General features: G+C 55.0%; 18 protein-coding genes and 7 pseudogenes. 11 read left to right on the forward strand and 14 right to left on the reverse strand.

What is annotated here, in order from left to right; genetic code table 11:
- Positions 1 to 1,494, forward strand: a complete 1,494-nt coding sequence (locus KB890_RS26640; protein ID WP_001120888.1) for an IS91-like element ISCR2 family transposase — start codon at positions 1 to 3, stop codon at positions 1,492 to 1,494.
- Positions 1,495 to 1,729: 235 nt separating this feature from the next.
- Here the strand turns inward: KB890_RS26640 and glmM are convergent.
- Both glmM and sul2 read right to left on the reverse strand, forming a co-directional pair.
- Positions 1,730 to 1,972 (reverse strand): annotated as a pseudogene (glmM, locus tag KB890_RS26645) (phosphoglucosamine mutase); the annotation flags it as partial.
- An 86-nt stretch (positions 1,973 to 2,058) separates the two neighbouring features.
- A complete protein-coding gene (gene sul2, locus KB890_RS26650; RefSeq protein WP_001043260.1) occupies positions 2,059 to 2,874 on the reverse strand; it encodes a sulfonamide-resistant dihydropteroate synthase Sul2 in 816 nt (271 codons plus the stop codon).
- Between the two features lie 329 nt (positions 2,875 to 3,203).
- Here sul2 and KB890_RS27640 point away from each other — a divergent pair.
- Positions 3,204 to 3,308, forward strand: a pseudogene (locus KB890_RS27640) (Arm DNA-binding domain-containing protein); the annotation flags it as partial.
- Positions 3,309 to 3,561: 253 nt separating this feature from the next.
- On the opposite strand, the gene KB890_RS26660 reads toward KB890_RS27640, so the two are convergent.
- The 4 genes and pseudogenes from KB890_RS26660 to dfrA14 all read right to left on the reverse strand — a co-directional run bounded on the left by KB890_RS26660 (position 3,562) and on the right by dfrA14 (position 7,837).
- Positions 3,562 to 4,566 carry an IS110-like element IS5075 family transposase gene (locus KB890_RS26660; protein WP_000427619.1) on the reverse strand — a complete coding sequence of 335 codons (1,005 nt, stop codon included), beginning with the start codon at positions 4,564 to 4,566 and terminating at the stop codon, positions 3,562 to 3,564.
- 78 nt (positions 4,567 to 4,644) lie between these two features.
- Positions 4,645 to 6,360, reverse strand: a pseudogene (locus KB890_RS26665) (Tn3 family transposase); the annotation flags it as partial.
- Positions 6,361 to 6,412: 52 nt separating this feature from the next.
- Positions 6,413 to 7,117 carry an IS6-like element IS26 family transposase gene (locus KB890_RS26670; protein ID WP_001067855.1) on the reverse strand — a complete coding sequence of 235 codons (705 nt, stop codon included), beginning with the start codon at positions 7,115 to 7,117 and terminating at the stop codon, positions 6,413 to 6,415.
- A 246-nt stretch (positions 7,118 to 7,363) separates the two neighbouring features.
- Positions 7,364 to 7,837, reverse strand: a complete 474-nt coding sequence (gene dfrA14 / locus KB890_RS26675) for a trimethoprim-resistant dihydrofolate reductase DfrA14 (protein ID WP_004201280.1) — start codon at positions 7,835 to 7,837, stop codon at positions 7,364 to 7,366.
- Positions 7,838 to 7,992: 155 nt separating this feature from the next.
- On the opposite strand from dfrA14, the gene intI1 reads away from it, so the two are divergent.
- Both intI1 and KB890_RS26685 read left to right on the forward strand, forming a co-directional pair.
- The gene (gene intI1, locus KB890_RS26680; RefSeq protein ID WP_000845048.1) at positions 7,993 to 9,006 is read left to right on the forward strand and encodes a class 1 integron integrase IntI1; all 1,014 of its coding nucleotides are present in this window, start codon (positions 7,993 to 7,995) and stop codon (positions 9,004 to 9,006) included.
- A 392-nt stretch (positions 9,007 to 9,398) separates the two neighbouring features.
- Entirely contained in the window at positions 9,399 to 9,923 is a 525-nt protein-coding gene (locus tag KB890_RS26685; protein ID WP_094818827.1) for a recombinase family protein, read from the forward strand.
- Positions 9,924 to 9,956: 33 nt separating this feature from the next.
- On the opposite strand, the gene KB890_RS26690 is transcribed toward KB890_RS26685, so the two are convergent.
- A complete protein-coding gene (locus tag KB890_RS26690) occupies positions 9,957 to 10,661 on the reverse strand; it encodes an IS6-like element IS26 family transposase (RefSeq protein ID WP_001067855.1) in 705 nt (234 codons plus the stop codon).
- Positions 10,662 to 10,824: 163 nt separating this feature from the next.
- Between KB890_RS26690 and KB890_RS26695 the strand changes: the two genes are divergently transcribed.
- Positions 10,825 to 11,241, forward strand: a complete 417-nt coding sequence (locus KB890_RS26695) for a hypothetical protein (RefSeq protein WP_223174629.1) — start codon at positions 10,825 to 10,827, stop codon at positions 11,239 to 11,241.
- 149 nt (positions 11,242 to 11,390) lie between these two features.
- Positions 11,391 to 12,032 (forward strand): type A-2 chloramphenicol O-acetyltransferase CatII, encoded by a 642-nt coding sequence (locus tag KB890_RS26700; RefSeq protein WP_001011939.1) that lies wholly within the window; start codon positions 11,391 to 11,393, stop codon positions 12,030 to 12,032.
- A 143-nt stretch (positions 12,033 to 12,175) separates the two neighbouring features.
- Here KB890_RS26700 and KB890_RS26705 read toward each other — a convergent pair whose 3' ends face one another.
- The gene (locus KB890_RS26705) at positions 12,176 to 12,880 is read right to left on the reverse strand and encodes an IS6-like element IS26 family transposase (protein WP_001067855.1); all 705 of its coding nucleotides are present in this window, start codon (positions 12,878 to 12,880) and stop codon (positions 12,176 to 12,178) included.
- 177 nt (positions 12,881 to 13,057) lie between these two features.
- Positions 13,058 to 13,708, reverse strand: coding sequence for a tetracycline resistance transcriptional repressor TetR(A) (tetR(A), locus tag KB890_RS26710; protein ID WP_000164043.1), 651 nt, complete (start codon positions 13,706 to 13,708; stop codon positions 13,058 to 13,060).
- A 105-nt stretch (positions 13,709 to 13,813) separates the two neighbouring features.
- On the opposite strand from tetR(A), the gene tet(A) reads away from it, so the two are divergent.
- Positions 13,814 to 15,013: a tetracycline efflux MFS transporter Tet(A) gene (gene tet(A) / locus KB890_RS26715; RefSeq protein ID WP_000804064.1), complete on the forward strand. Its 1,200-nt coding sequence runs from the start codon at positions 13,814 to 13,816 to the stop codon at positions 15,011 to 15,013.
- Between the two features lie 31 nt (positions 15,014 to 15,044).
- On the opposite strand, the gene KB890_RS26720 is transcribed toward tet(A), so the two are convergent.
- Complete coding sequence (locus KB890_RS26720) at positions 15,045 to 15,929, reverse strand: DMT family transporter (RefSeq protein WP_000058717.1); 885 nt, start codon at positions 15,927 to 15,929, stop codon at positions 15,045 to 15,047.
- 137 nt (positions 15,930 to 16,066) lie between these two features.
- A complete protein-coding gene (locus tag KB890_RS26725) occupies positions 16,067 to 16,459 on the reverse strand; it encodes a cysteine hydrolase family protein (RefSeq protein ID WP_001351729.1) in 393 nt (130 codons plus the stop codon).
- Positions 16,460 to 16,462: 3 nt separating this feature from the next.
- Between KB890_RS26725 and KB890_RS26730 the strand changes: the two are divergent.
- From KB890_RS26730 to KB890_RS26740, 3 genes and pseudogenes are all read left to right on the forward strand, one after another.
- Positions 16,463 to 18,214: pseudogene (locus KB890_RS26730) on the forward strand (Tn3-like element TnAs1 family transposase); the annotation flags it as partial.
- A gap of 63 nt (positions 18,215 to 18,277) precedes the next feature.
- Positions 18,278 to 19,324: pseudogene (locus KB890_RS26735) on the forward strand (penicillin-binding transpeptidase domain-containing protein); the annotation flags it as partial.
- A 64-nt stretch (positions 19,325 to 19,388) separates the two neighbouring features.
- Positions 19,389 to 20,246, forward strand: a complete 858-nt coding sequence (locus tag KB890_RS26740; RefSeq protein WP_012477595.1) for a class A beta-lactamase LAP-2 — start codon at positions 19,389 to 19,391, stop codon at positions 20,244 to 20,246.
- 48 nt (positions 20,247 to 20,294) lie between these two features.
- On the opposite strand, the pseudogene KB890_RS26745 reads toward KB890_RS26740, so the two are convergent.
- A pseudogene (locus KB890_RS26745) lies at positions 20,295 to 21,448 on the reverse strand (IS3 family transposase).
- A 394-nt stretch (positions 21,449 to 21,842) separates the two neighbouring features.
- On the opposite strand from KB890_RS26745, the gene KB890_RS26750 reads away from it, so the two are divergent.
- Positions 21,843 to 22,499: a quinolone resistance pentapeptide repeat protein QnrS1 gene (locus tag KB890_RS26750; RefSeq protein ID WP_001516695.1), complete on the forward strand. Its 657-nt coding sequence runs from the start codon at positions 21,843 to 21,845 to the stop codon at positions 22,497 to 22,499.
- A 318-nt stretch (positions 22,500 to 22,817) separates the two neighbouring features.
- On the opposite strand, the pseudogene KB890_RS26755 reads toward KB890_RS26750, so the two are convergent.
- Positions 22,818 to 23,246: pseudogene (locus KB890_RS26755) on the reverse strand (recombinase family protein); the annotation flags it as partial.
- A 32-nt stretch (positions 23,247 to 23,278) separates the two neighbouring features.
- Positions 23,279 to 24,670 (reverse strand): ISKra4-like element ISKpn19 family transposase, encoded by a 1,392-nt coding sequence (locus KB890_RS26760; RefSeq protein WP_001493761.1) that lies wholly within the window; start codon positions 24,668 to 24,670, stop codon positions 23,279 to 23,281.
- Between the last annotated feature and the right edge of the window lie 28 nt (positions 24,671 to 24,698).

Consider the following 24,698-nt stretch of genomic DNA (forward strand, 5'->3'; position numbering starts at 1 on the left):
ATGCCTCATGTGGCGGCCAGGACGGCCAGCCGGGATCGGGATACTGGTCGTTACCAGAGCCACCGACCCGAGCAAACCCTTCTCTATCAGATCGTTGACGAGTATTACCCGGCATTCGCTGCGCTTATGGCAGAGCAGGGAAAGGAATTGCCGGGCTATGTGCAACGGGAATTTGAAGAATTTCTCCAATGCGGGCGGCTGGAGCATGGCTTTCTACGGGTTCGCTGCGAGTCTTGCCACGCCGAGCACCTGGTCGCTTTCAGCTGTAAGCGTCGCGGTTTCTGCCCGAGCTGTGGGGCGCGGCGGATGGCCGAAAGTGCCGCCTTGCTGGTTGATGAAGTACTGCCTGAACAACCCATGCGTCAGTGGGTGTTGAGCTTCCCGTTTCAGCTGCGTTTCCTGTTTGCCAGCCGGCCCGAGATCATGGGGTGGGTGCTGGGCATCGTTTACCGCGTCATTGCCACGCACCTGGTCAAGAAAGCGGGCCATACCCACCAAGTGGCCAAGACGGGCGCGGTCACCCTGATCCAGCGTTTTGGATCGGCGCTCAATCTGAATGTTCACTTCCACATGCTGTTTCTCGACGGTGTGTATGTCGAGCAATCCCACGGCTCAGCGCGTTTCCGCTGGGTCAAGGCGCCGACCAGCCCAGAGCTCACCCAGCTGACGCACACCATCGCCCACCGGGTGGGTCGCTATCTGGAACGGCAAGGCCTGCTGGAACGGGATGTCGAAAACAGCTATCTGGCCTCGGATGCGGTGGATGACGACCCGATGACACCCCTGCTGGGGCACTCGATCACTTACCGTATCGCTGTCGGTTCACAGGCGGGGCGAAAGGTGTTCACTTTGCAAACTCTGCCGACCAGTGGTGATCCGTTCGGTGACGGGATTGGCAAGGTAGCCGGGTCCAGCCTGCACGCCGGCGTGGCGGCCAGGGCCGATGAACGCAAGAAGCTCGAACGGCTGTGCCGGTACATCAGCCGCCCGGCGGTATCCGAGAAGCGGCTGTCGTTAACACGAGGCGGCAACGTGCGCTACCAGCTCAAGACGCCGTACCGGGACGGCACCACGCACGTCATTTTCGAACCATTGGATTTCATTGCAAGGCTGGCCGCCCTGGTACCGAAGCCCAGAGTCAACCTAACCCGCTTCCACGGGGTGTTCGCACCCAACAGTCGGCACCGGGCGTTGGTCACGCCGGCAAAACGGGGCAGGGGCAACAAGGTCAGGGTGGCTGATGAACCGGCAACACCAGCACAACGGCGAGCGTCGATGACATGGGCGCAACGGCTCAAGCGTGTTTTCAATATCGACATCGAGACCTGCAGCGGCTGCGGCGGCGCCATGAAAGTCATCGCCTGCATTGAAGACCCTATAGTGATCAAGCAGATCCTTGATCACCTGAAGCACAAAGCCGAAACCAGCGGGACCAGGGCGTTACCCGAAAGCCGGGCGCCACCGGCTGAGCTGCTCCTGGGTCTGTTTGACTGACGAGCCTGAAGGCCAACGATACCAATCAAAATGCTGCGTTCACAGCGCCGCGGCAGGGATCCGCCGTGCTGGTTGTCGGAAAAGGAGCCGCTAGTGGGAAAGAGGAGGGTAAATTTTCAGCGTTGCTGGCTCCCCGTCAGACGGATTGGGTTGCATCGCAGGGGTGTCGAAAGAGTCAACTGCGGTCCAAAGCTGTTGGACTTGGGTGAAAAGGGCGTTTATTCTTCCTATACGTTGTCGGCAGCGGGCCAAAAAGGAATACGTCCATGCCCATCGAGGTGAAACCGGCTGTGAGCGCGGGTTCAAGCATATAGCCCGACAGGCGCGTATCCTTGCCGATCACGACACGATGGCGGTGGTCACCGCGACGAAAGACACGGCCAGCCGCCATGCCGACGCGCAAGGCGGTTTCCGCCGTCATCGCGCCTTCGTTGGCTTTGCCACGAATACCGTCTGTGCCGAAATATTTGCGCACCATAAGGTCGATTATCCTGTCGTCGGGTCGCCCTCAAAGGGGACATGCCTGCTGAACCGCGAATATAGAGAAATATCCCGAATGTGCAGTTAACGAATTCTTGCGGTTTCTTTCAGCGCCGCCAATACCGCCAGCCCGTCGCGCAAGGGGCGCGGCTCGTGTGTGCGGATGAAGTCAGCTCCACCTGCGGCGGCGGCAAGCTCTGCAGCGAGTGTCGCGGCCCCGACATCCCCCGGACCACGGCCTGTGAGCGCGCGCAGAAAGGATTTGCGCGAAACAGACAGAAGCACCGGCAAATCGAAGCGCAGCCGCAATTCATCGAACCGCGCCAGCACCGAGAGCGAGGTTTCGGGAGCAGCCCCCAGAAAAAACCCCATGCCGGGATCAAGGACAAGGCGGTTGCGTTTGATACCGGCACCCGTCAGCGCCGCGATGCGCGCGTCAAAGAACGCCGCAATGTGATCCATGATGTCGCCAGCGGGTGCCTCGCGCCGATCTGCCTGCCCGTCTTGCACCGAATGCATAACGACGAGTTTGGCAGATGATTTCGCCAATTGCGGATAGAACGCAGCGTCTGGAAAACCGCGAATATCATTGAGATAGGCCACACCACGCGACAAGGCATAGGCTTGCGTCGCGGGTTGATAACTGTCGAGCGAGACGGGAATGCCATCTGCCTTGAGCGCGTCCAGCACCGGCGCGATACGCGCGATTTCTGTGTCGGACGAAACAGGCGCGGCGTCGGGATTGCTGGATGCCGGACCGAGGTCGATCACATCTGCCCCCTCGGCCATCAGCTTACGCGCCTGCGCAATGGCTGCGTCTGGCGCCAGATACCGGCCTCCATCGGAGAAACTGTCCGAGGTTATGTTGACGATGCCGAAAATGATGAGCGATTTATTCATGGGGGCTTCTATAATAATAATAATCGAGCATGAGTCTCATACGGATGCTCGGGTCGAAAGGGAATCCCCAGGCGAGTAACCTGTTTGCGGTGCTCCATTAGCTGCAGGAGCAGAATAGCATACATCTGGAAGCAAAGCCAGGAAAGCGGCCTATGGAGCTGTGCGGCAGCGCTCAGTAGGCAATTTTTCAAAATATTGTTAAGCCTTTTCTGAGCATGGTATTTTTCATGGTATTACCAATTAGCAGGAAAATAAGCCATTGAATATAAAAGATAAAAATGTCTTGTTTACAATAGAGTGGGTATCGGAGACGAAGAAGGACAAGGTACATGCTGACCGATACCAAGCTGCGCAATCTCAAGCCCAGGGACAAACTCTACAAAGTGAATGACCGGGAAGGTCTCTATGTGGGGGTCGCCTCAGAAAACGGAATCTATGGTCACTCCCGTTTTTGCAACACCGATTTTGACGACAAGTTGGCTTGCTTGAATCTATCCGGCGTCTGAATGGGATTTTATTCCCGCGCCTCGATGAGTTCCGCGCCTGATGAACCTCCAGAAAATATACGGCTTCAATGAGCCTTTCCGTTTTACAGGTTCCTCAACAGGCCGGTGGGCCGTTAGTATCATCAATATCAGTATTCGCAAAACCAGATGAATGATTGTTTAAACTGGTGTATTTCTGCCTTTATGCTTCGTAAGTTTGCTGTCGCGCCGTCAGTGCCCAGGCTATTCTGGCCAGCTTGTTTGCCAGAGCACAGGTGACGACAAAGTTGCTTTTCCGACACAACAACTCCCTGACCCAGTCGGCCAACTTGCCAGACTGGTGTTCCAGTTTTTGTATGAATACCCTGGCACACTGAACCAACAAAGTTCGGATCTTTTTGTTGCCCCGCTTGCTAATCCCTAACAATGTCGTCCGACCTCCCGTGCTGTACTGTCGGGGTACCAGCCCTGTTGCCGCCGCAAAGTCACGGCTGCTGGCGTACTGCTTCCCGTCGCCAATCTCAGTTGAAATAGTACTGGCAGTCAGCGTTCCAACGCAGGGAATACTCAGCAAGCGCTGTCCAACCTCATCTTCGTCCAACTTTCGTTTCAACTGAGATTCCAGATCTTTAATCTGCTCAACAAGATAGTGATAATGCTGTTGTAATTTCAGCAGTAACTGGCTGAGATAAAGAGGCAAACTACTGTCCTCAAGAAGGGTACTCAGTCGACTAATAACGGCAGCACCTCGCGGAACGCTGATACCAAATTCCAGCAGAAAAGCATGCATCTGATTAGTTGTTTTCACCTTATCCTGAACCAGGGATTCACGGACACGATGCAGAGCTCGCATTGCCTGCTGAGATTCGGTTCTGGGCTGCACGAAACGCATAGATGGACGTGATGCTGCTTCACAGATAGCTTCAGCATCAACGAAGTCATTTTTGTTGCTTTTAACGAATGGGCGGACAAATTGCGGTGATATCAGCTTTGGAAAATGCCCTAACTCTTCCAGCTTGCGTGCCATAAAGTGAGAACCGCCACAGGCTTCCATCGCGATGGTTGTTGCCGGGCATGTCGCCAGAAATTCGATTAGCTTTGGTCGGGTGAATTTTTTACGGTAAACGGCCTTCCCACGATGATCCTGACAATGAATATGGAAAGAGTTCTTACCCAGATCGATACCAATAAGCGCAATGTTTTCCATGATGGTTCTCCGAATGAAAGCCTGTCCTCAGCATAGTACTGGGAAGGAGGGAGTGACCATCTCATTAAATAAAGCACGCTAAGCCGGTTGCAGCGGTCGTAGCGGCCTGAACTTGCCCGCGCCGATCTTGGCGCTGCTGCGCCAGAGGTAATCGCCGGTGAGGTTGATGTGCTCCCAACCGAGCGGCGACAGGTACTGCAACAGCGCGTCATCAACGGCATGGCCGTTGCCACGCAGCGCGTGCGCAGCCCGTTCCAGATAGACCGTGTTCCACAACACGACGGCAGCCGTTACCAGATTGAGGCCGCTAGCCCGGTAGCGCTGCTGCTCGAAACTGCGGTCGCGGATTTCACCCAGGCGGTTGAAAAACACTGCCCTGGCCAGCGCATTGCGCGCCTCGCCCTTGTTCAGGCCGGCATGCACGCGGCGGCGCAGTTCCACGCTTTGCAGCCAGTCCAGGATGAACAGCGTGCGCTCGATGCGGCCCAGCTCGCGGAGCGCCACGGCCAGGCCGTTCTGGCGTGGGTAGCTGCCGAGCTTTCGGAGCATCAGGGAGGCCGTCACCGTGCCCTGCTTGATCGAGGTGGCCAGCCGCAGGATTTCGTCCCAATGGGCGCGGACGTGCTTGATGTTGAGCGTGCCGCCGATCATGGGTTTCAGCGCGTCATAGGCGGCGTCGCCCTTCGGGATGTAGAGCTTGGTGTCGCCCAGGTCGCGGATGCGCGGCGCGAAGCGGAAGCCCAGGAGGTGCATCAGGGCGAAGACGTGATCGGTGAAGCCCGCCGTGTCGGTGTAATGCTCCTCGATCCGCAAGTCGGACTCGTGGTACAGCAGGCCGTCGAGCACGTAGGTCGAATCGCGCACGCCGACGTTCACGACCTTGGTGTGAAATGGCGCGTACTGGTCAGAAATGTGGGTGTAGAACGTCCGCCCTGGGCTGCTCCCGTATTTCGGGTTGATGTGGCCGGTGCTCTCGGCCTTGCTGCCGGTGCGGAAGTTCTGGCCGTCCGACGATGAGGTGGTGCCGTCGCCCCAGTGCTCGGCGAAGGGATGGCGGAACTGTGCGTTGACCAGATCGGCCAGCGCCGCCCCGTAGGTTTCGTCGCGGATGTGCCAGGCTTGCAGCCAAGCCAGCTTGGCGTAGGTCGTGCCGGGGCAAGACTCCGCCATCTTGGTCAGGCCCAGGTTGATCGCGTCGGCGAGGATCGTGGTCAGCAACAGGTTCTTGTCTTTGGCCGGGTCGCCCGATTTCAGATGCGCGAAATGCCGAGTGAAGCCCGTCCATTCGTCCACCTCCAGCAGCAGTTCGGTGATCTTGACGTGCGGCAGGATCATTGCCGTCTGGTCGATCAGCGCTTGGGCGGTGTCGGGTACCGCCGCGTCGAGCGGCGTGATCTTCAAGCCTGACTCGGTGATGATGGCGTCCGGCAGCTCGTTGGCCGTCGCCATACGGTTGACGGTGGCAAGCTGTGTTTCCAGCAGCGTCAGCCGGTCGTTCAGGTACCGGTTGCAGTCGGTGGCCACGGCCAGCGGCAATTCGCTGGCCTGCTTGAGGCTGGCGAATTTCGCGGGCGGCACCAGGTAGTCCTCGAAGTCCTTGAACTGGCGCGACCCCTGCACCCAGATGTCGCCGGAACGCAACGCGTTCTTCATCTCCGACAGCGCGCACAGTTCGTAGTAGCGCCGGTCGATGCCGGTGTCGGTCATGACCAGCTTCTGCCAGCGCGGCTTGATGAACTCGGTCGGCGCGTCGGCGGGCACCTTGCGGGCGTTGTCGCTGTTCATGCCGCGCAGGGCACTGTTGCAAAGTTAGCGATGAGGCAGCCTTTTGTCTTATTCAAAGGCCTTACATTTCAAAAACTCTGCTTACCAGGCGCATTTCGCCCAGGGGATCACCATAATAAAATGCTGAGGCCTGGCCTTTGCGTAGTGCACGCATCACCTCAATACCTTTGATGGTGGCGTAAGCCGTCTTCATGGATTTAAATCCCAGCGTGGCGCCGATTATCCGTTTCAGTTTGCCATGATCGCATTCAATCACGTTGTTCCGGTACTTAATCTGTCGGTGTTCAACGTCAGACGGGCACCGGCCTTCGCGTTTGAGCAGAGCAAGCGCGCGACCATAGGCGGGCGCTTTATCCGTGTTGATGAATCGCGGGATCTGCCACTTCTTCACGTTGTTGAGGATTTTACCCAGAAACCGGTATGCAGCTTTGCTGTTACGACGGGAGGAGAGATAAAAATCGACAGTGCGGCCCCGGCTGTCGACGGCCCGGTACAGATACGCCCAGCGGCCATTGACCTTCACGTAGGTTTCATCCATGTGCCACGGGCAAAGATCGGAAGGGTTACGCCAGTACCAGCGCAGCCGTTTTTCCATTTCAGGCGCATAACGCTGAACCCAGCGGTAAATCGTGGAGTGATCGACATTCACTCCGCGTTCAGCCAGCATCTCCTGCAGCTCACGGTAACTGATGCCGTATTTGCAGTACCAGCGTACGGCCCACAGAATGATGTCACGCTGAAAATGCCGGCCTTTGAATGGGTTCATGTGCAGCTCCATCAGCAAAAGGGGATGATAAGTTTATCACCACCGACTATTTGCAACAGTGCCGTCCTGCGAATATGTGAGTTTTGACCTAATGAGCCACAAAAACTCATTTTCGCCCACGATAATTTTTCTACTTCCTTTCTTTGGAATGCTCATTTCAATATTCACATAACGTCGCTATCAATCGCGGAAAAGGCGTAGTGCGCGAAGCGAACGAAGCTTTTTGCCGTCGATTGCATAGCTTTGTTAACCCTTTTTCCAAATTTGATAGCAATAGTTAATGTTTGAAGTAAAGTGTTGCTCAAAAACAACTTCGAAGGTATTTGGAATACTCGGGAAGAAAACATCCCCCTCTGGCTCGATGTCGATCGTCGATAAGTGGAGCGTAGAGGCCATGGGTAATGTTTCTCGGTAAATTTCTCCGCCACCAGACACTATAACGTGACCGGTGAATTCAGCTAGCCTGTCCATGGCCTCTTCGATTGACTGAAATACAACTACATTGTCATCATTTGATGTCCAACCTGAGCGGGTAACGACCGCGTATTTCCTATTGGGGAGTGCGCCCATAGATTCAAACGTCTTGCGACCCACCAGAAGCCACTGATTGTAGGTCAATGCTTTAAAAAGTAGCTGCTCCCCTTTCGCGGACCAGGGTATGTCTGGACCGCAACCAATCACGCCGTTTTTCGCTTTCGCAGCCATCAATGATACTTTCAAGGTTCTCATCCTGGGTTAACTTTGTTTTAGGGCGACTGCCCTGCTGCGTAACATCGTTGCTGCTCCATAACATCAAACATCGACCCACGGCGTAACGCGCTTGCTGCTTGGATGCCCGAGGCATAGACTGTACAAAAAAACAGTCATAACAAGCCATGAAAACCGCCACTGCGCCGTTACCACCGCTGCGTTCGGTCAAGGTTCTGGACCAGTTGCGTGAGCGCATACGCTACTTGCATTACAGTTTACGAACCGAACAGGCTTATGTCCACTGGGTTCGTGCCTTCATCCGTTTCCACGGTGTGCGTCACCCGGCAACCTTGGGCAGCAGCGAAGTCGAGGCATTTCTGTCCTGGCTGGCGAACGAGCGCAAGGTTTCGGTCTCCACGCATCGTCAGGCATTGGCGGCCTTGCTGTTCTTCTACGGCAAGGTGCTGTGCACGGATCTGCCCTGGCTTCAGGAGATCGGAAGACCTCGGCCGTCGCGGCGCTTGCCGGTGGTGCTGACCCCGGATGAAGTGGTTCGCATCCTCGGTTTTCTGGAAGGCGAGCATCGTTTGTTCGCCCAGCTTCTGTATGGAACGGGCATGCGGATCAGTGAGGGTTTGCAACTGCGGGTCAAGGATCTGGATTTCGATCACGGCACGATCATCGTGCGGGAGGGCAAGGGCTCCAAGGATCGGGCCTTGATGTTACCCGAGAGCTTGGCACCCAGCCTGCGCGAGCAGCTGTCGCGTGCACGGGCATGGTGGCTGAAGGACCAGGCCGAGGGCCGCAGCGGCGTTGCGCTTCCCGACGCCCTTGAGCGGAAGTATCCGCGCGCCGGGCATTCCTGGCCGTGGTTCTGGGTTTTTGCGCAGCACACGCATTCGACCGATCCACGGAGCGGTGTCGTGCGTCGCCATCACATGTATGACCAGACCTTTCAGCGCGCCTTCAAACGTGCCGTAGAACAAGCAGGCATCACGAAGCCCGCCACACCGCACACCCTCCGCCACTCGTTCGCGACGGCCTTGCTCCGCAGCGGTTACGACATTCGAACCGTGCAGGATCTGCTCGGCCATTCCGACGTCTCTACGACGATGATTTACACGCATGTGCTGAAAGTTGGCGGTGCCGGAGTGCGCTCACCGCTTGATGCGCTGCCGCCCCTCACTAGTGAGAGGTAGGGCAGCGCAAGTCAATCCTGGCGGATTCACTACCCCTGCGCGAAGGCCATCGGTGCCGCATCGAACGGCCGGTTGCGGAAAGTCCTCCCTGCGTCCGCTGATGGCCGGCAGCAGCCCGTCGTTGCCTGATGGATCCAACCCCTCCGCTGCTATAGTGCAGTCGGCTTCTGACGTTCAGTGCAGCCGTCTTCTGAAAACGACAAACAGCCAGAAAGGCTGTTACAGGCGATTTGATCTGCAACCTATTGGTTAAATTAATGTATCAAAAACGATGGTTTTTGTGACAGTCTTGAAAAGTCCTGACTTCTCCCGAAAAATGACTCCCCTCATGTAACAAAACTCGTTACTGTATCAACATAACAATAACCCCATAACTAATTAGCGAGAAAAGAATGAAAATCGGCTATGCACGTAAATCTACGCATCTTCAGGATGTGGCGCACCAGGTTGACGAACTAACAAAAGCTGGATGTGAGCAAATCTATCAGGATCAGACCTCACGTAGCGGCCCAAAGCGCGACAAAAAAGGTGCGCCGGAACTGGAGAACTGCCTGAAAGCATTGCGCGAGGGAGATACCCTAGTAGTTTGGGCACTAGATCGGCTCGGCGGTTCATTGGGTCAAGTCATTACTTTACTCGACGACCTGAAGAAACGCGGAATAACTTTCATAGCCATCAAGGACAGAATAGACACAAATGCGCCAGTTATAGGGGAAATCTATACTCATCTGATGGCGATATTCTCTAGCTTTGAACGCAACCGCAATATTGAAAGAACGCGCTCAGGCCTTGCAGCTGCACGCGCAAGGGGCCGTGTGGGAGGGAGAAAACCGTCACTTTCTGAAGAAGATGTTAAACAAATTAGAATCTTACTTGCTGATCCTGAAATGACAGTTGGGGCACTGTTGCAAAGTTAGCGATGAGGCAGCCTTTTGTCTTATTCAAAGGCCTTACATTTCAAAAACTCTGCTTACCAGGCGCATTTCGCCCAGGGGATCACCATAATAAAATGCTGAGGCCTGGCCTTTGCGTAGTGCACGCATCACCTCAATACCTTTGATGGTGGCGTAAGCCGTCTTCATGGATTTAAATCCCAGCGTGGCGCCGATTATCCGTTTCAGTTTGCCATGATCGCATTCAATCACGTTGTTCCGGTACTTAATCTGTCGGTGTTCAACGTCAGACGGGCACCGGCCTTCGCGTTTGAGCAGAGCAAGCGCGCGACCATAGGCGGGCGCTTTATCCGTGTTGATGAATCGCGGGATCTGCCACTTCTTCACGTTGTTGAGGATTTTACCCAGAAACCGGTATGCAGCTTTGCTGTTACGACGGGAGGAGAGATAAAAATCGACAGTGCGGCCCCGGCTGTCGACGGCCCGGTACAGATACGCCCAGCGGCCATTGACCTTCACGTAGGTTTCATCCATGTGCCACGGGCAAAGATCGGAAGGGTTACGCCAGTACCAGCGCAGCCGTTTTTCCATTTCAGGCGCATAACGCTGAACCCAGCGGTAAATCGTGGAGTGATCGACATTCACTCCGCGTTCAGCCAGCATCTCCTGCAGCTCACGGTAACTGATGCCGTATTTGCAGTACCAGCGTACGGCCCACAGAATGATGTCACGCTGAAAATGCCGGCCTTTGAATGGGTTCATGTGCAGCTCCATCAGCAAAAGGGGATGATAAGTTTATCACCACCGACTATTTGCAACAGTGCCCTGTTTAGAGTACTATATGCGCCTGCAACAGTGGGCCACCGAAAATATTAAAAAACTGCTTTATCTCGCGGGGGATGACGCGGTGATTAATTACGGGAAAATGCGGCTGGAATTTTTGCAGAAAGCACTGGCGCAGGATACCTCCGGTGACTTCTGCTTTCGTGTGCTGCATCCGGAAGTGTCTGGCCCGCCGGATATGAAAAAGGCTTCCGCCGGGTACCGTGACTTTATTATCGGTAACAGAGCGTTGCTGGATCTGGTGAATTCAGCCGGTGAAGGGGCTCCGGTTGCGCATTATTCCGCTGATGAAATTCAGTCATTATTTTCGGCACAAATACAGGGGTCGGTGGATAAATACGGCGATAGTTTCCTGACGGATGATCCGTATGTGCTGGCGGAAGACAAGCTGCAAACCTGTCAGATGGAAATTGATTTAATGGCGGATGTGCTGAGAGCACCGCCCCGTGAATCCGCAGAACTGATCCGCTATGTATTTGCGGATGAGTGGCCGGAATAAATAAAACCGGGCTTAATACAGATTAAGCCCGTATCGGGTATTATTACTGAATACCAGACAGCTTACGGAGGACGGAATGTTACCCATTGAGACAACCAGACTGCCTTCTGATTATTAATATTTTTCACTATTAATCAGAAGGAATAACCATGAATTTTACCCGGATTGACCTGAATACCTGGAATCGCAGGGAACATTTTGCCCTTTATCGTCAGCAGATTAAATGCGGATTCAGCCTGACCACCAAACTCGATATTACCGCTTTGCGTACTGCACTGGCGAAAACCGGTTATAAGTTTTATCCGCTGATGATTTACCTGATCTCCCGGGCTGTTAATCAGTTTCCGGAGTTCCGGATGGCAATGAAAGATAATGAACTGATTTACTGGGAACAGTCAGACCCGGTCTTTACTGTCTTTCATAAAGAAACCGAAACATTCTCCGCACTGTCCTGCCGTTATTTTCCGGATCTCAGTGAGTTTATGGCGGGTTATAACGCGGTAACAGCAGAATATCAGCATGATACCAGGTTGTTTCCGCAGGGAAATTTACCGGAGAATCACCTGAATATATCATCGTTACCCTGGGTGAGTTTTGACGGATTTAATCTGAATATCACCGGAAATGATGATTATTTTTCCCCGGTTTTTACAATGGCAAAGTTTCAGCAGGAAGGTGACCGCGTACTATTACCTGTTTCTGTACAGGTTCATCATGCAGTCTGTGATGGTTTTCATGCAGCAAGGTTTATCAATACACTTCAGCTGATGTGTGATAACATACTGAAATAAATTAATTAATTCTGTATTTAAGCCACCGTATCCGGCAGGATTGGTGGCTTTTTTTTATATTTTAACCGTAATCTGTAATTTCGTTTCAGAAGGCACTGTTGCAAAGTTAGCGATGAGGCAGCCTTTTGTCTTATTCAAAGGCCTTACATTTCAAAAACTCTGCTTACCAGGCGCATTTCGCCCAGGGGATCACCATAATAAAATGCTGAGGCCTGGCCTTTGCGTAGTGCACGCATCACCTCAATACCTTTGATGGTGGCGTAAGCCGTCTTCATGGATTTAAATCCCAGCGTGGCGCCGATTATCCGTTTCAGTTTGCCATGATCGCATTCAATCACGTTGTTCCGGTACTTAATCTGTCGGTGTTCAACGTCAGACGGGCACCGGCCTTCGCGTTTGAGCAGAGCAAGCGCGCGACCATAGGCGGGCGCTTTATCCGTGTTGATGAATCGCGGGATCTGCCACTTCTTCACGTTGTTGAGGATTTTACCCAGAAACCGGTATGCAGCTTTGCTGTTACGACGGGAGGAGAGATAAAAATCGACAGTGCGGCCCCGGCTGTCGACGGCCCGGTACAGATACGCCCAGCGGCCATTGACCTTCACGTAGGTTTCATCCATGTGCCACGGGCAAAGATCGGAAGGGTTACGCCAGTACCAGCGCAGCCGTTTTTCCATTTCAGGCGCATAACGCTGAACCCAGCGGTAAATCGTGGAGTGATCGACATTCACTCCGCGTTCAGCCAGCATCTCCTGCAGCTCACGGTAACTGATGCCGTATTTGCAGTACCAGCGTACGGCCCACAGAATGATGTCACGCTGAAAATGCCGGCCTTTGAATGGGTTCATGTGCAGCTCCATCAGCAAAAGGGGATGATAAGTTTATCACCACCGACTATTTGCAACAGTGCCTGAAAAAGCCCGTAGCGGGCTGCTACGGGCGTCTGACGCGGTGGAAAGGGGGAGGGGATGTTGTCTACATGGCTCTGCTGTAGTGAGTGGGTTGCGCTCCGGCAGCGGTCCTGATCAATCGTCACCCTTTCTCGGTCCTTCAACGTTCCTGACAACGAGCCTCCTTTTCGCCAATCCATCGACAATCACCGCGAGTCCCTGCTCGAACGCTGCGTCCGGACCGGCTTCGTCGAAGGCGTCTATCGCGGCCCGCAACAGCGGCGAGAGCGGAGCCTGTTCAACGGTGCCGCCGCGCTCGCCGGCATCGCTGTCGCCGGCCTGCTCCTCAAGCACGGCCCCAACAGTGAAGTAGCTGATTGTCATCAGCGCATTGACGGCGTCCCCGGCCGAAAAACCCGCCTCGCAGAGGAAGCGAAGCTGCGCGTCGGCCGTTTCCATCTGCGGTGCGCCCGGTCGCGTGCCGGCATGGATGCGCGCGCCATCGCGGTAGGCGAGCAGCGCCTGCCTGAAGCTGCGGGCATTCCCGATCAGAAATGAGCGCCAGTCGTCGTCGGCTCTCGGCACCGAATGCGTATGATTCTCCGCCAGCATGGCTTCGGCCAGTGCGTCGAGCAGCGCCCGCTTGTTCCTGAAGTGCCAGTAAAGCGCCGGCTGCTGAACCCCCAACCGTTCCGCCAGTTTGCGTGTCGTCAGACCGTCTACGCCGACCTCGTTCAACAGGTCCAGGGCGGCACGGATCACTGTATTCGGCTGCAACTTTGTCATGCTTGACACTTTATCACTGATAAACATAATATGTCCACCAACTTATCAGTGATAAAGAATCCGCGCGTTCAATCGGACCAGCGGAGGCTGGTCCGGAGGCCAGACGTGAAACCCAACAGACCCCTGATCGTAATTCTGAGCACTGTCGCGCTCGACGCTGTCGGCATCGGCCTGATTATGCCGGTGCTGCCGGGCCTCCTGCGCGATCTGGTTCACTCGAACGACGTCACCGCCCACTATGGCATTCTGCTGGCGCTGTATGCGTTGATGCAATTTGCCTGCGCACCTGTGCTGGGCGCGCTGTCGGATCGTTTCGGGCGGCGGCCGGTCTTGCTCGTCTCGCTGGCCGGCGCTGCTGTCGACTACGCCATCATGGCGACGGCGCCTTTCCTTTGGGTTCTCTATATCGGGCGGATCGTGGCCGGCATCACCGGGGCGACTGGGGCGGTAGCCGGCGCTTATATTGCCGATATCACTGATGGCGATGAGCGCGCGCGGCACTTCGGCTTCATGAGCGCCTGTTTCGGGTTCGGGATGGTCGCGGGACCTGTGCTCGGTGGGCTGATGGGCGGTTTCTCCCCCCACGCTCCGTTCTTCGCCGCGGCAGCCTTGAACGGCCTCAATTTCCTGACGGGCTGTTTCCTTTTGCCGGAGTCGCACAAAGGCGAACGCCGGCCGTTACGCCGGGAGGCTCTCAACCCGCTCGCTTCGTTCCGGTGGGCCCGGGGCATGACCGTCGTCGCCGCCCTGATGGCGGTCTTCTTCATCATGCAACTTGTCGGACAGGTGCCGGCCGCGCTTTGGGTCATTTTCGGCGAGGATCGCTTTCACTGGGACGCGACCACGATCGGCATTTCGCTTGCCGCATTTGGCATTCTGCATTCACTCGCCCAGGCAATGATCACCGGCCCTGTAGCCGCCCGGCTCGGCGAAAGGCGGGCACTCATGCTCGGAATGATTGCCGACGGCACAGGCTACATCCTGCTTGCCTTCGCGACACGGGGATGGATGGCGTTCCCGATCATGGTCCTGCTTGCTTCGGGTGGCATCGGAATGCCGGCGCTGCAAGCAATGTTGTCCAGGCAGGTGGATGAGGAACGTCAGGGGCAGCTGCAAGGCTCACTGGCGGCGCTCACCAGCCTGACCTCGATCGTCGGACCCCTCCTCTTCACGGCGATCTATGCGGCTTCTATAACAACGTGGAACGGGTGGGCATGGATTGCAGGCGCTGCCCTCTACTTGCTCTGCCTGCCGGCGCTGCGTCGCGGGCTTTGGAGCGGCGCAGGGCAACGAGCCGATCGCTGATCGTGGAAACGATAGGCCTATGCCATGCGGGTCAAGGCGACTTCCGGCAAGCTATACGCGCCCTAGGAGTGCGGTTGGAACGTTGGCCCAGCCAGATACTCCCGATCACGAGCAGGACGCCGATGATTTGAAGCGCACTCAGCGTCTGATCCAAGAACAACCATCCTAGCAACACGGCGGTCCCCGGGCTGAGAAAGCCCAGTAAGGAAACAACTGTAGGTTCGAGTCGCGAGATCCCCCGGAACCAAAGGAAGTAGGTTAAACCCGCTCCGATCAGGCCGAGCCACGCCAGGCCGAGAACATTGGTTCCTGTAGGCATCGGGATTGGCGGATCAAACACTAAAGCTACTGGAACGAGCAGAAGTCCTCCGGCCGCCAGTTGCCAGGCGGTAAAGGTGAGCAGAGGCACGGGAGGTTGCCACTTGCGGGTCAGCACGGTTCCGAACGCCATGGAAACCGCCCCCGCCAGGCCCGCTGCGACGCCGACAGGATCTAGCGCTGCGTTTGGTGTCAACACCAACAGCGCCACGCCCGCAGTTCCGCAAATAGCCCCCAGGACCGCCATCAATCGTATCGGGCTACCTAGCAGAGCGGCAGAGATGAACACGACCATCAGCGGCTGCACAGCGCCTACCGTCGCCGCGACCCCGCCCGGCAGGCGGTAGACCGAAATAAACAACAAGCTCCAGAATAGCGAAATATTAAGTGCGCCGAGGATGAAGATGCGCATCCACCAGATTCCCGTTGGAATCTGTCGGACGATCATCACGAGCAATAAACCCGCCGGCAACGCCCGCAGCATCGCGACCGTCATCGGTGAGAAGTTCGGCAGGTATTGGGTGGTGACAATGTAGGTGCTGCCCCAAATGGCAGGTGCTATCGCTGTGAACAATAAATCGGGCGTGCGTAATGACATGCGATTACAAGACCTCCGCTACGGCGATGGGTTTTTGAGAGTTGCAGGCGCCGCGATGACCGCACCCTGACTTGGACTGGCCCTGCCTCGCACCAATCCACCTGCGGCTATGGCCGCGATCATGCGAGGCCCGAAAATTACACGACCTGTACACGTCCGCCGAACCCGGAACGCAACAGAGCTTCGTGGGCATCCCGATCCGGGTCGTAGCAGCAGTCCTGGACCAAACGCACGTCGTAGTCCGCATCACTAGCCCAGGCGACGCTTGAAAGAACAACGCCGGTGGTGCTTATCCCGGCCATGACAAGCGTGCTTACGCCGCGCGTCCGAAGGTCGGCGTCGAGCGCCGTGCCATAAAAGACGCTGGCTCGCGGACATGCATAGAAAAGGTCGCCCCGTTCGATCGCAAGCCCTTCGACGGGCAGACCGGTGCGAAATCGTCCGCTCGGGAGATACGGTGAGATTTGGCGATTCGTCGCCGGCGGCGCATGTTCATACTCTTCGCCGAGCGAAAAGTTGGGGAACAGCACGGGCCGGCCGCGCAAGGCGTGCTGGCAGCCGTGCAGACCCTGCGTGAGATGAACGCCGACAACCTGCGCAAGGTGCCGGCCGATGCACCCACGGCCTTCATCAAGCCGCGCTGGAAGCCGCTGGTGATCACCCCGGAAGGCCTCGACCGGAAATTCTACGAAATCTGCGCCCTGTCCGAGCTGAAGAACGCCCTGCGCTCCGGCGACATCTGGGTCAAGGGCTCGCGGCAGTTCCGCGACTTCGACGACTACCTGCTGCCGGCCGAGAAGTTCGCCGCACTCAAGCGCGAGCAGGCCCTGCCCCTGGCGATCAACCCGAACAGCGACCAGTACCTGGAAGAGCGTTTGCAGCTGCTGGACGAGCAGTTGGCCACCGTCACCCGCCTGGCCAAGGACAACGAGCTGCCCGATGCCATCCTCACCGAGTCAGGGCTGAAAATCACCCCGCTGGATGCGGCGGTGCCGGATCGGGCGCAGGCGCTGATCGACCAAACCAGCCAGTTACTGCCGCGCATCAAGATCACCGAACTGCTGATGGACGTGGACGACTGGACGGGCTTCAGCCGCCACTTCACCCACTTGAAGGACGGGGCCGAGGCCAAAGACAGGACGTTGCTGCTGTCCGCAATCCTCGGTGATGCGATCAACCTCGGGCTGACCAAGATGGCCGAGTCGAGCCCCGGCCTGACCTACGCCAAGCTGTCCTGGCTGCAAGCCTGGCACATCCGCGACGAAACCTATTCGGCGGCCTTGGCCGAGCTGGTCAACCACCAGTATCGCCACGCCTTTGCCGCCCACTGGGGCGACGGCACGACCTCATCCTCCGATGGCCAGCGCTTCCGCGCGGGTGGCCGGGGCGAGAGCACCGGGCACGTCAACCCGAAGTACGGTAGCGAGCCGGGACGGCTGTTCTATACCCATATCTCCGACCAGTACGCGCCGTTCAGCACCCGCGTGGTGAATGTCGGCGTCCGCGATTCCACCTATGTGCTCGACGGCCTGCTGTACCACGAGTCCGACCTGCGGATCGAGGAGCACTACACCGACACGGCCGGCTTCACCGATCACGTCTTTGCCCTGATGCACCTGCTAGGCTTCCGCTTCGCGCCGCGCATCCGCGACCTCGGCGAAACCAAGCTGTACGTGCCGCAGGGCGTGCAAGCCTACCCGACGTTGCGCCCGCTGATCGGCGGCACCCTGAACATCAAGCACGTGCGTGCCCACTGGGACGACATCCTGCGCCTGGCCAGCTCGATCAAGCAGGGCACCGTCACCGCCTCGCTGATGCTGCGCAAGCTCGGCAGCTACCCGCGCCAGAACGGACTGGCCGTGGCCCTGCGCGAGCTGGGCCGGATCGAGCGCACGCTGTTCATCCTGGACTGGCTGCAAAGTGTTGAACTGCGCCGCCGCGTGCATGCCGGCCTGAACAAAGGTGAGGCGCGCAACTCGCTGGCCAGGGCGGTGTTCTTCAACCGCCTTGGGGAAATCAGGGATCGGAGCTTCGAGCAGCAGCGCTACCGGGCCAGCGGCCTCAACCTGGTGACGGCGGCTATCGTGCTGTGGAACACGGTGTACCTGGAACGCGCCACCCAGGGGTTGGTCGAGGCCGGCAAGCCGGTGGACGGCGAGCTGCTGCAATTCCTGTCGCCGCTGGGCTGGGAGCACATCAACCTAACCGGCGATTACGTCTGGCGGCAGAGCCGCAGACTGGAAGACGGGAAGTTTCGGCCCTTACGGATGCCCGGAAAACCTTAGCGTACGATTTTTTCCGAATTCTGCGGGCTCCCCCAGTATGACGCTCCGGAAACTGCACCGGCGATCAGGCTGAGTATTGACAGTGTGCTTCAGTATATTGTTTACAGCCGGTTAAGGGAGGGGGTCGAGCAACATCACGCCCAGTCAGGCGCTGCGGTGCTTGTCAGCGTAAACACCGGCGAAATTCTGGCTATGGCATCCTATCCGTCGTTTAATCCCAACCGTTTTTCCGGTGCCACTTCCGCTGAAATGCGTAACGTGGCGATTAATGACAGCTTTGAGCCGGGTTCAACGGTTAAACCCTTCGTCATTCTTGAAGGCCTGCGCCGCCATATTATCAGCAGCAGCACGCTTCTTGACACAAGGCCGTTCAGGGTTGACGGCCATCTTATCCGGGACGTGGGATACTGGCCGGCGCTGACGCCGACCGGCATACTTCAGAAATCCAGTGATACCGGAGTTTCACATATTGCCCTGGCGATGCCTTCGGATGCGCTGGTAAAAACGTATTCATCCTTCGGGCTGGGAAAACCGACAGGGCTGGGCCTTCCCGGTGAAAGTACTGGTTACTTTCCGTTCAGTCGCCATCGATGGGCTGATATTGAGCGCGCCACCTTCGCTTTTGGCTACGGCCTCCGGGTAACCCCGCTCCAGTTAGCCAGAGCCTATGCCACTCTCGGGGCCTGTGGCGTTTATCATCCGTTATCCGTTACACGGTTATCCGCGCCGGTGTACGGTGAGCAGGTGGCGGACCCGAAGCTTGCCGATGCTGTAATCAGAATGATGGAAAGTGATGTGTTACCCGGCGGAAGTGGCGTAAGGGCAGCTGTACCGGGCTACCGTCTGGCAATAAAAACCGGAACCGCAGAGAAGTTAGGTGCCGGTGGAAAATATGACGGGGGGCATATTACCTATACGGCAGGCGTCGCGCCGGCGAGCCGTCCTGAAGTGGCACTGGTTGTGGTTATTAACAATCCCAAAGCGGGACAGCATTTTGGTGGCTCAGTGGCGGCGCCTGTCTTCGGCCAGATTATCGGTCCGGTGCTTACCCGGCTGAAGATTGCACCGGATGCTTTACGTGCTCCGGTGGTACACCGACAGTCCGGCTGAACAGAGCCTGTTTACTCATTATTTATCTATTATTACTTAACTTAATTTTAAAAAGGATATTAATATGAAAAAGATCCGCCTTATTATAATCTCTTTACTGGCTGGAATGTGTACTCCAGCATTATCTACACCAGTCAATGTTACTGATACAATACAAAGCACAGAAGACCATATCAAAGGTCGGGTTGGTTTTACTGAAATAGACTTTTTATCCGGGAAGGTTCTGAGTAGTCATCGCCGTGAAGAACGTTTTCCTATGATGAGCACATTCAAAGTTTTGTTATGTGGAGCAATATTAGTACGTGTTGATAAAGGGCTTGAACAACTTGAACGCCGAATTACCTATAATAAGCATGACCTGGACGACTATTCTCCACTAACCAGTCAGCACATTGCAGATGGAATGACGGTTTCTGAGTTATGCAATGCTGCCATTACCACCAGTGATAACACTGCTGCAAATTTATTGCTATCAACTATTGGCGGGCCGGAGGGATTAACTCATTTTCTGCGTAGCACTGGTGATAGTTATACAAGGCTTGATCGACACGAACCCAGCCTTAATGAGGCGAAGCCTGGCGATGAGCGTGATACCACCACTCCGGCAGCGATGGCTCAAACGCTACAAAAATTGTTAAACGAAAGTGTACTTACAGAAAAATCTCGAAAAAAATTAATAAGCTGGATGCAGGAAGATAAAGTCGGCGGGCCTCTGTTCCGCTCTGTACTGCCAGCTGGCTGGATGATAGCGGATAAAACAGGAGCAGGTGATCACGGATCTCGGGGCATCGTTGCACTGTTGGGCCCCGGAGGCAAGCCATCTCGTATAGTAGTCCTGTATATTACAAATACTCATTCATCTATGAATGAACTCAACGAGCATATTGCAGGGATCGGAGATTCAGTAATTAAGAACTGGTAATATATTTACAGTGGATTTGACCCTATATATCCAGACGTTTTTGCTCTCTTACGGTTGCGATAACTTCCTGCGTATATATTCCCGTGGTGAGCGATATCCCAGTGCACTATGCGGATGATGTTCGTTGTAATGACTGAACGCCACCGCCAGATTCATCACCGCTGCCTCGCTGTCCGGTTTCGGCATGATGCTGATGTAGTCCCGTTTTATCGTCATCACGAAGCTTTCTGCTATGCCATTGCTTTCCGGGCTTCGCACTGCTGTCGTACAAGGCTCCAGTCCCAGCAACCGGGCGAACGCCGGCACTGTTGGCAACTGCCTTCCGAAGCGTTTTTCCACCGCACCCAGCATGACATCCTGCACCGTTTCTTTGTCATAGCCTCCGGTGCTCGCTGCCCAGTCAATGATCTCCCTGTCGCAGCAGTCCTGCGCGAAGGTCACCCGCAGCTTTTCGCCATTATCACAGCGGAACTCAAAGCCATCTGAGCACCAGCGCCGGTTACTTTCCGCTACTGCTACGCGCCCCTTATGGGCCCGCTTACGGCAAGGATCAGCGGGTTTACGTTCAAGAAGCAGATTATGCGTTCTCATAATGCGATACACCCGCTTTGCATTAACCACAGGCAGGCCGTCCCGCTCCGACTCCCGTCGCAGCAGCGCCCACACACGGCGATAACCATACGTCGGCAGGTCAGCCACCGCCATGTTTATCCGGGACAATACGGTGGTATCGTCAGAACGGGGCTGCCGTCTGCGATCCTGTCAGTCAGATGGCCGGTGAACCCGAATGCTCAACTGCGCACGCGACACGCCAAGACTTCTGCAAACGTCGCTTATTCGTCGTTCCCAGGCAACGAGGGCGCATGCGCAATCCATTTTTTTGCCCGGCCGAACTCCACGGCCTCTTTGAGTATCTCGGCTTCCATCGTCTTTTTGCCCAGAAGGCGCTGGAGTTCGCGAATTTGCTTATTGGCGGCAGCGAGTTCGGAGGCCGGCACCACTTCCTCGCCCGATGCAACAGCCGTCAGTGAACCGTCTTAATATTGCTTGCGCCATTTGAATATCTGGTTTGCATTGATGCCATGCAGGCGCGCGACATGAGACACGGTCATACCGGGCTCCATAGTCTGCTGAATAATGGCAATTTTTTCCTGCGGTGTACGACGCCGACGCCGCTCAGGTCCTGATAACACTTCAACCATCTTATCGTTCTGACTGGTATTAAACATAGTTCCAAGACTACCTCTTATTTTAAGAGAGTCGAAGTGTCTGGTGATCTATGGGGCCAGTCTAGCCCTCTTCCAAGTGTAGGGAGATATAGTCAAAGTTTGCTTCTCCGCCGATGAGTCCGCCCTGCGTCGGATAGTCCGATTTTTTACCGGCGAAGCACGGCTCTCCTAACCCTATCTAAAGCGAATAACTTTTTTCAACAGGGCCGCGTGCCAATGCAAGAGCGATAGGCGCTCTACGCGCCAATTTGACCACTTAAAACAGGTAAATTGAGGGGTTGTAATGTGTTGATGTAACAGGCTTTTATTTTAATGTCTTGGCATATGTATAATGGTAGTCTAGCCCTCCTTTCAACAAGGAGTACTCATGGAAACCTACAATCATACATATCGGCACCACAACTTTTCACATAAAGACTTAAGTGATCTCACCTTCACCGCTTGCACATTCATTCGCAGCGACTTTCGACGTGCTAACTTGCGTGATACGACATTCGTCAACTGCAAGTTCATTGAACAGGGTGATATCGAAGGCTGCCACTTTGATGTCGCAGATCTTCGTGATGCAAGTTTCCAACAATGCCAACTTGCGATGGCAAACTTCAGTAATGCCAATTGCTACGGTATAGAGTTCCGTGCGTGTGATTTAAAAGGTGCCAACTTTTCCCGAACAAACTTTGCCCATCAAGTGAGTAATCGTATGTACTTTTGCTCAGCATTTATTTCTGGATGTAATCTTTCCTATGCCAATATGGAGAGGGTTTGTTTAGAAAAATGTGAGTTGTTTGAAAATCGCTGGATAGGAACGAACCTAGCGGGTGCATCACTGAAAGAGTCAGACTTAAGTCGAGGTGTTTTTTCCGAAGATGTCTGGGGGCAATTTAGCCTACAGGGTGCCAATTTATGCCACGCCGAACTCGACGGTTTAGATCCCCGCAAAGTCGATACATCAGGTATCAAAATTGCAGCCTGGCAGCAAGAACTGATTCTCGAAGCACTGGGTATTGTTGTTTATCCTGACTAATTGCTTTGATGTGTGATTTTAAACGCTCAAATTTATAAAACGAATAATATTGTCAACCTTGCAATAATAGACATAGGGACAACCATGTATAAATTTTTACCCTCAGGCGTCTTCACAATAGAGCCATATAGCAGTGGGTCACTTAGTGGGCTTAATTTTTCCATTAAAGATAATATTAATATTGCTCAGTATAAAACATCATATGGTAGCCCATCTTGGCAAGTAAACATAAGGCTGCCATTTATAAGGCACTGTTGCAAAAATGTGGAGGTGATAGGGGTACTACGCCGGAACCCCAGATTTTTCCGTCCGTTCAAATTATCCACGGTTGAGCAGCTTGATCCCGTCCGCCCGCAGTTGACCAACAGGGGAAATATGCCTGTACAAAGTTTGCCGGGTTATCCCAAGTTCCTGGCATAGCGTACTGACCTTTGTTTCTGATTGTCCCATTGATGCCATTGCCAGTCGCAGTTTGACTGGCGTCATTTTATAAGGTCGGCCGCCGTTCCGCCCACGGGCTCTTGCTGATGCCAGACCTGCAGTCGTTCTTTCAGCAATCAGTTCGCGCTCAAACTCCGCCAGTGCGGCAAAGATACCGAAGACAAGCTTGCCAGCGGCCGTTGTTGTGTCGATAGTCGCCCCGTGACCGGTCAGCACTTTCAGACCGGTCCCCCTCGCGGTCAGGTCGTGCACTGTATTAATGAGATGACGAAGATCACGACCGAGGCGGTCCAGCTTCCATACGACCGAGAGCATAAAAAATATTGGGGCAGCGTGAGCTATGCTGCCATCGCTGGTCCCTTCCCGTCACTTTGAAAACCCGGATACCAGCAGACAAATTTATCCTGCAGTTCGTTATTCAAAACGGCGGTCCGGGTCTGTAACAAATAATGAGCCCCTTTTCTGCTCCACTGCATCTGCTGCTTTTTGGCCATTCGTCTGGCGATCACTTCATTGATCGTGGATTCCACAAACGCGGTTGATACCGGCTCTCCGTACCGACGCATTTCGCCGTAGTTTGGGATCATCATCTTATTATTCCGGATGTAGGTATACATTTCATCCAGATGTTTTTGCAGGGATTTCAGGCTAGGATAGCTGAGTTCAGGGTCATCGCAATACATAACGCAATTATCAATATGTTCCAGCGCAGCGACAACATTGCCATGCCAGAGATATCGTTTAATGCTTTCCAGCAGTGCCAGAACTTTACTCCCCGCCTCTGGATCTGATACCAGCAGTCCCCGGGCATATTGCATGAGCACCTTCAGCCTCATGGTGATATGAAACCAGTCCAGCACATGCGTTGACTCAGGGTACATACCGAACTGGAGGTCCCTGAGATTATCCGCGCCGTCGGACAGAAAAAATATCTGCTGGTTGGCCTGCATTCCCTGCGCTGAAAGGTGGGTCATGAGCCTGCGTTCCGGATGACAGTCATCCTTCTGAACAAAACCGAAGCGGCGGGTGTCAGCAGGCGCACCAACGGAAAAAGACTTCCCGGCAATAATTTCAAAATTACGCTTTTTGTCATCCCGATCGCGAACATAACCACCATCTATACCCACCACAAGCGGTTTTCCTGGCCTGGGCAGGTTCCCCCAGTCGCGGGGGCAGCCGGAAAGAAAACCTGAATGAGCTTCAGCCTCAGCGTCAAGACGCTGCGCCACCTGGCATAAATGATTCCTCACCGTTGAGGCATTCAGGCTGTGGCCCACCGGCAGAATATCTTTCAGCAGACGAGTCGTCATTTCATAGGAGATCATCGAGGCCCAGCGGGTTTCAATATATTTCAGTGCCGGGTGAGAATAATCGCCGGCCCAGTCGCTGAGCAAACTGACTGTCTTTGTATCACTCTCTTCACAACGGCACCGGTACACCCGAAGCCCGGATACCGGAATAACGCCAAACAGCGTCCGGTACCGTATTTTCTGTTTGCCTTTGATTCTGCGCGCAGCAAGGCAGTGAGGGCACCGGATATGGTGTTGAGTATATTCGTCTGCCTGCAGCTGGACCACCGACTGCTGGACCGTATTCAGCAACAGCTTGGATTCTGACACCGATAATCCGATGTCGTTCCGGGTCTCCCCTGATTTCTGGATTGTCATCAGTTCCTCCGTTCGACTGGAGCCTGATTCATCGGTGATGACTATCTGGAGCGTCAGTTGCATCATTGCCTCCTGCTGTGGTGGATGACTA

It is taken from the genome of Klebsiella sp. P1954 (assembly GCF_018199955.1).
GTDB lineage: Bacteria > Pseudomonadota > Gammaproteobacteria > Enterobacterales > Enterobacteriaceae > Klebsiella > Klebsiella pneumoniae.

What these genes read in the sequence shown, in the direction of transcription:
- KB890_RS26640 (WP_001120888.1), top strand. Translation starts at nt 1, where the DNA reads ATGCCTCATGTGGCGGCCAGGACGGCCAGCCGGGATCGGGATACTGGT.
- sul2 (WP_001043260.1), bottom strand. Translation starts at nt 2,874, where the DNA reads ATGAATAAATCGCTCATCATTTTCGGCATCGTCAACATAACCTCGGAC.
- KB890_RS26660 (WP_000427619.1), bottom strand. Translation starts at nt 4,566, where the DNA reads ATGGAAAACATTGCGCTTATTGGTATCGATCTGGGTAAGAACTCTTTC.
- KB890_RS26670 (WP_001067855.1), bottom strand. Translation starts at nt 7,117, where the DNA reads ATGAACCCATTCAAAGGCCGGCATTTTCAGCGTGACATCATTCTGTGG.
- intI1 (WP_000845048.1), top strand. Translation starts at nt 7,993, where the DNA reads ATGAAAACCGCCACTGCGCCGTTACCACCGCTGCGTTCGGTCAAGGTT.
- KB890_RS26685 (WP_094818827.1), top strand. Translation starts at nt 9,399, where the DNA reads ATGAAAATCGGCTATGCACGTAAATCTACGCATCTTCAGGATGTGGCG.
- KB890_RS26690 (WP_001067855.1), bottom strand. Translation starts at nt 10,661, where the DNA reads ATGAACCCATTCAAAGGCCGGCATTTTCAGCGTGACATCATTCTGTGG.
- KB890_RS26695 (WP_223174629.1), top strand. Translation starts at nt 10,825, where the DNA reads ATGCGGCTGGAATTTTTGCAGAAAGCACTGGCGCAGGATACCTCCGGT.
- KB890_RS26700 (WP_001011939.1), top strand. Translation starts at nt 11,391, where the DNA reads ATGAATTTTACCCGGATTGACCTGAATACCTGGAATCGCAGGGAACAT.
- KB890_RS26705 (WP_001067855.1), bottom strand. Translation starts at nt 12,880, where the DNA reads ATGAACCCATTCAAAGGCCGGCATTTTCAGCGTGACATCATTCTGTGG.
- KB890_RS26720 (WP_000058717.1), bottom strand. Translation starts at nt 15,929, where the DNA reads ATGTCATTACGCACGCCCGATTTATTGTTCACAGCGATAGCACCTGCC.
- KB890_RS26740 (WP_012477595.1), top strand. Translation starts at nt 19,389, where the DNA reads ATGAAAAAGATCCGCCTTATTATAATCTCTTTACTGGCTGGAATGTGT.
- KB890_RS26750 (WP_001516695.1), top strand. Translation starts at nt 21,843, where the DNA reads ATGGAAACCTACAATCATACATATCGGCACCACAACTTTTCACATAAA.
- KB890_RS26760 (WP_001493761.1), bottom strand. Translation starts at nt 24,670, where the DNA reads ATGCAACTGACGCTCCAGATAGTCATCACCGATGAATCAGGCTCCAGT.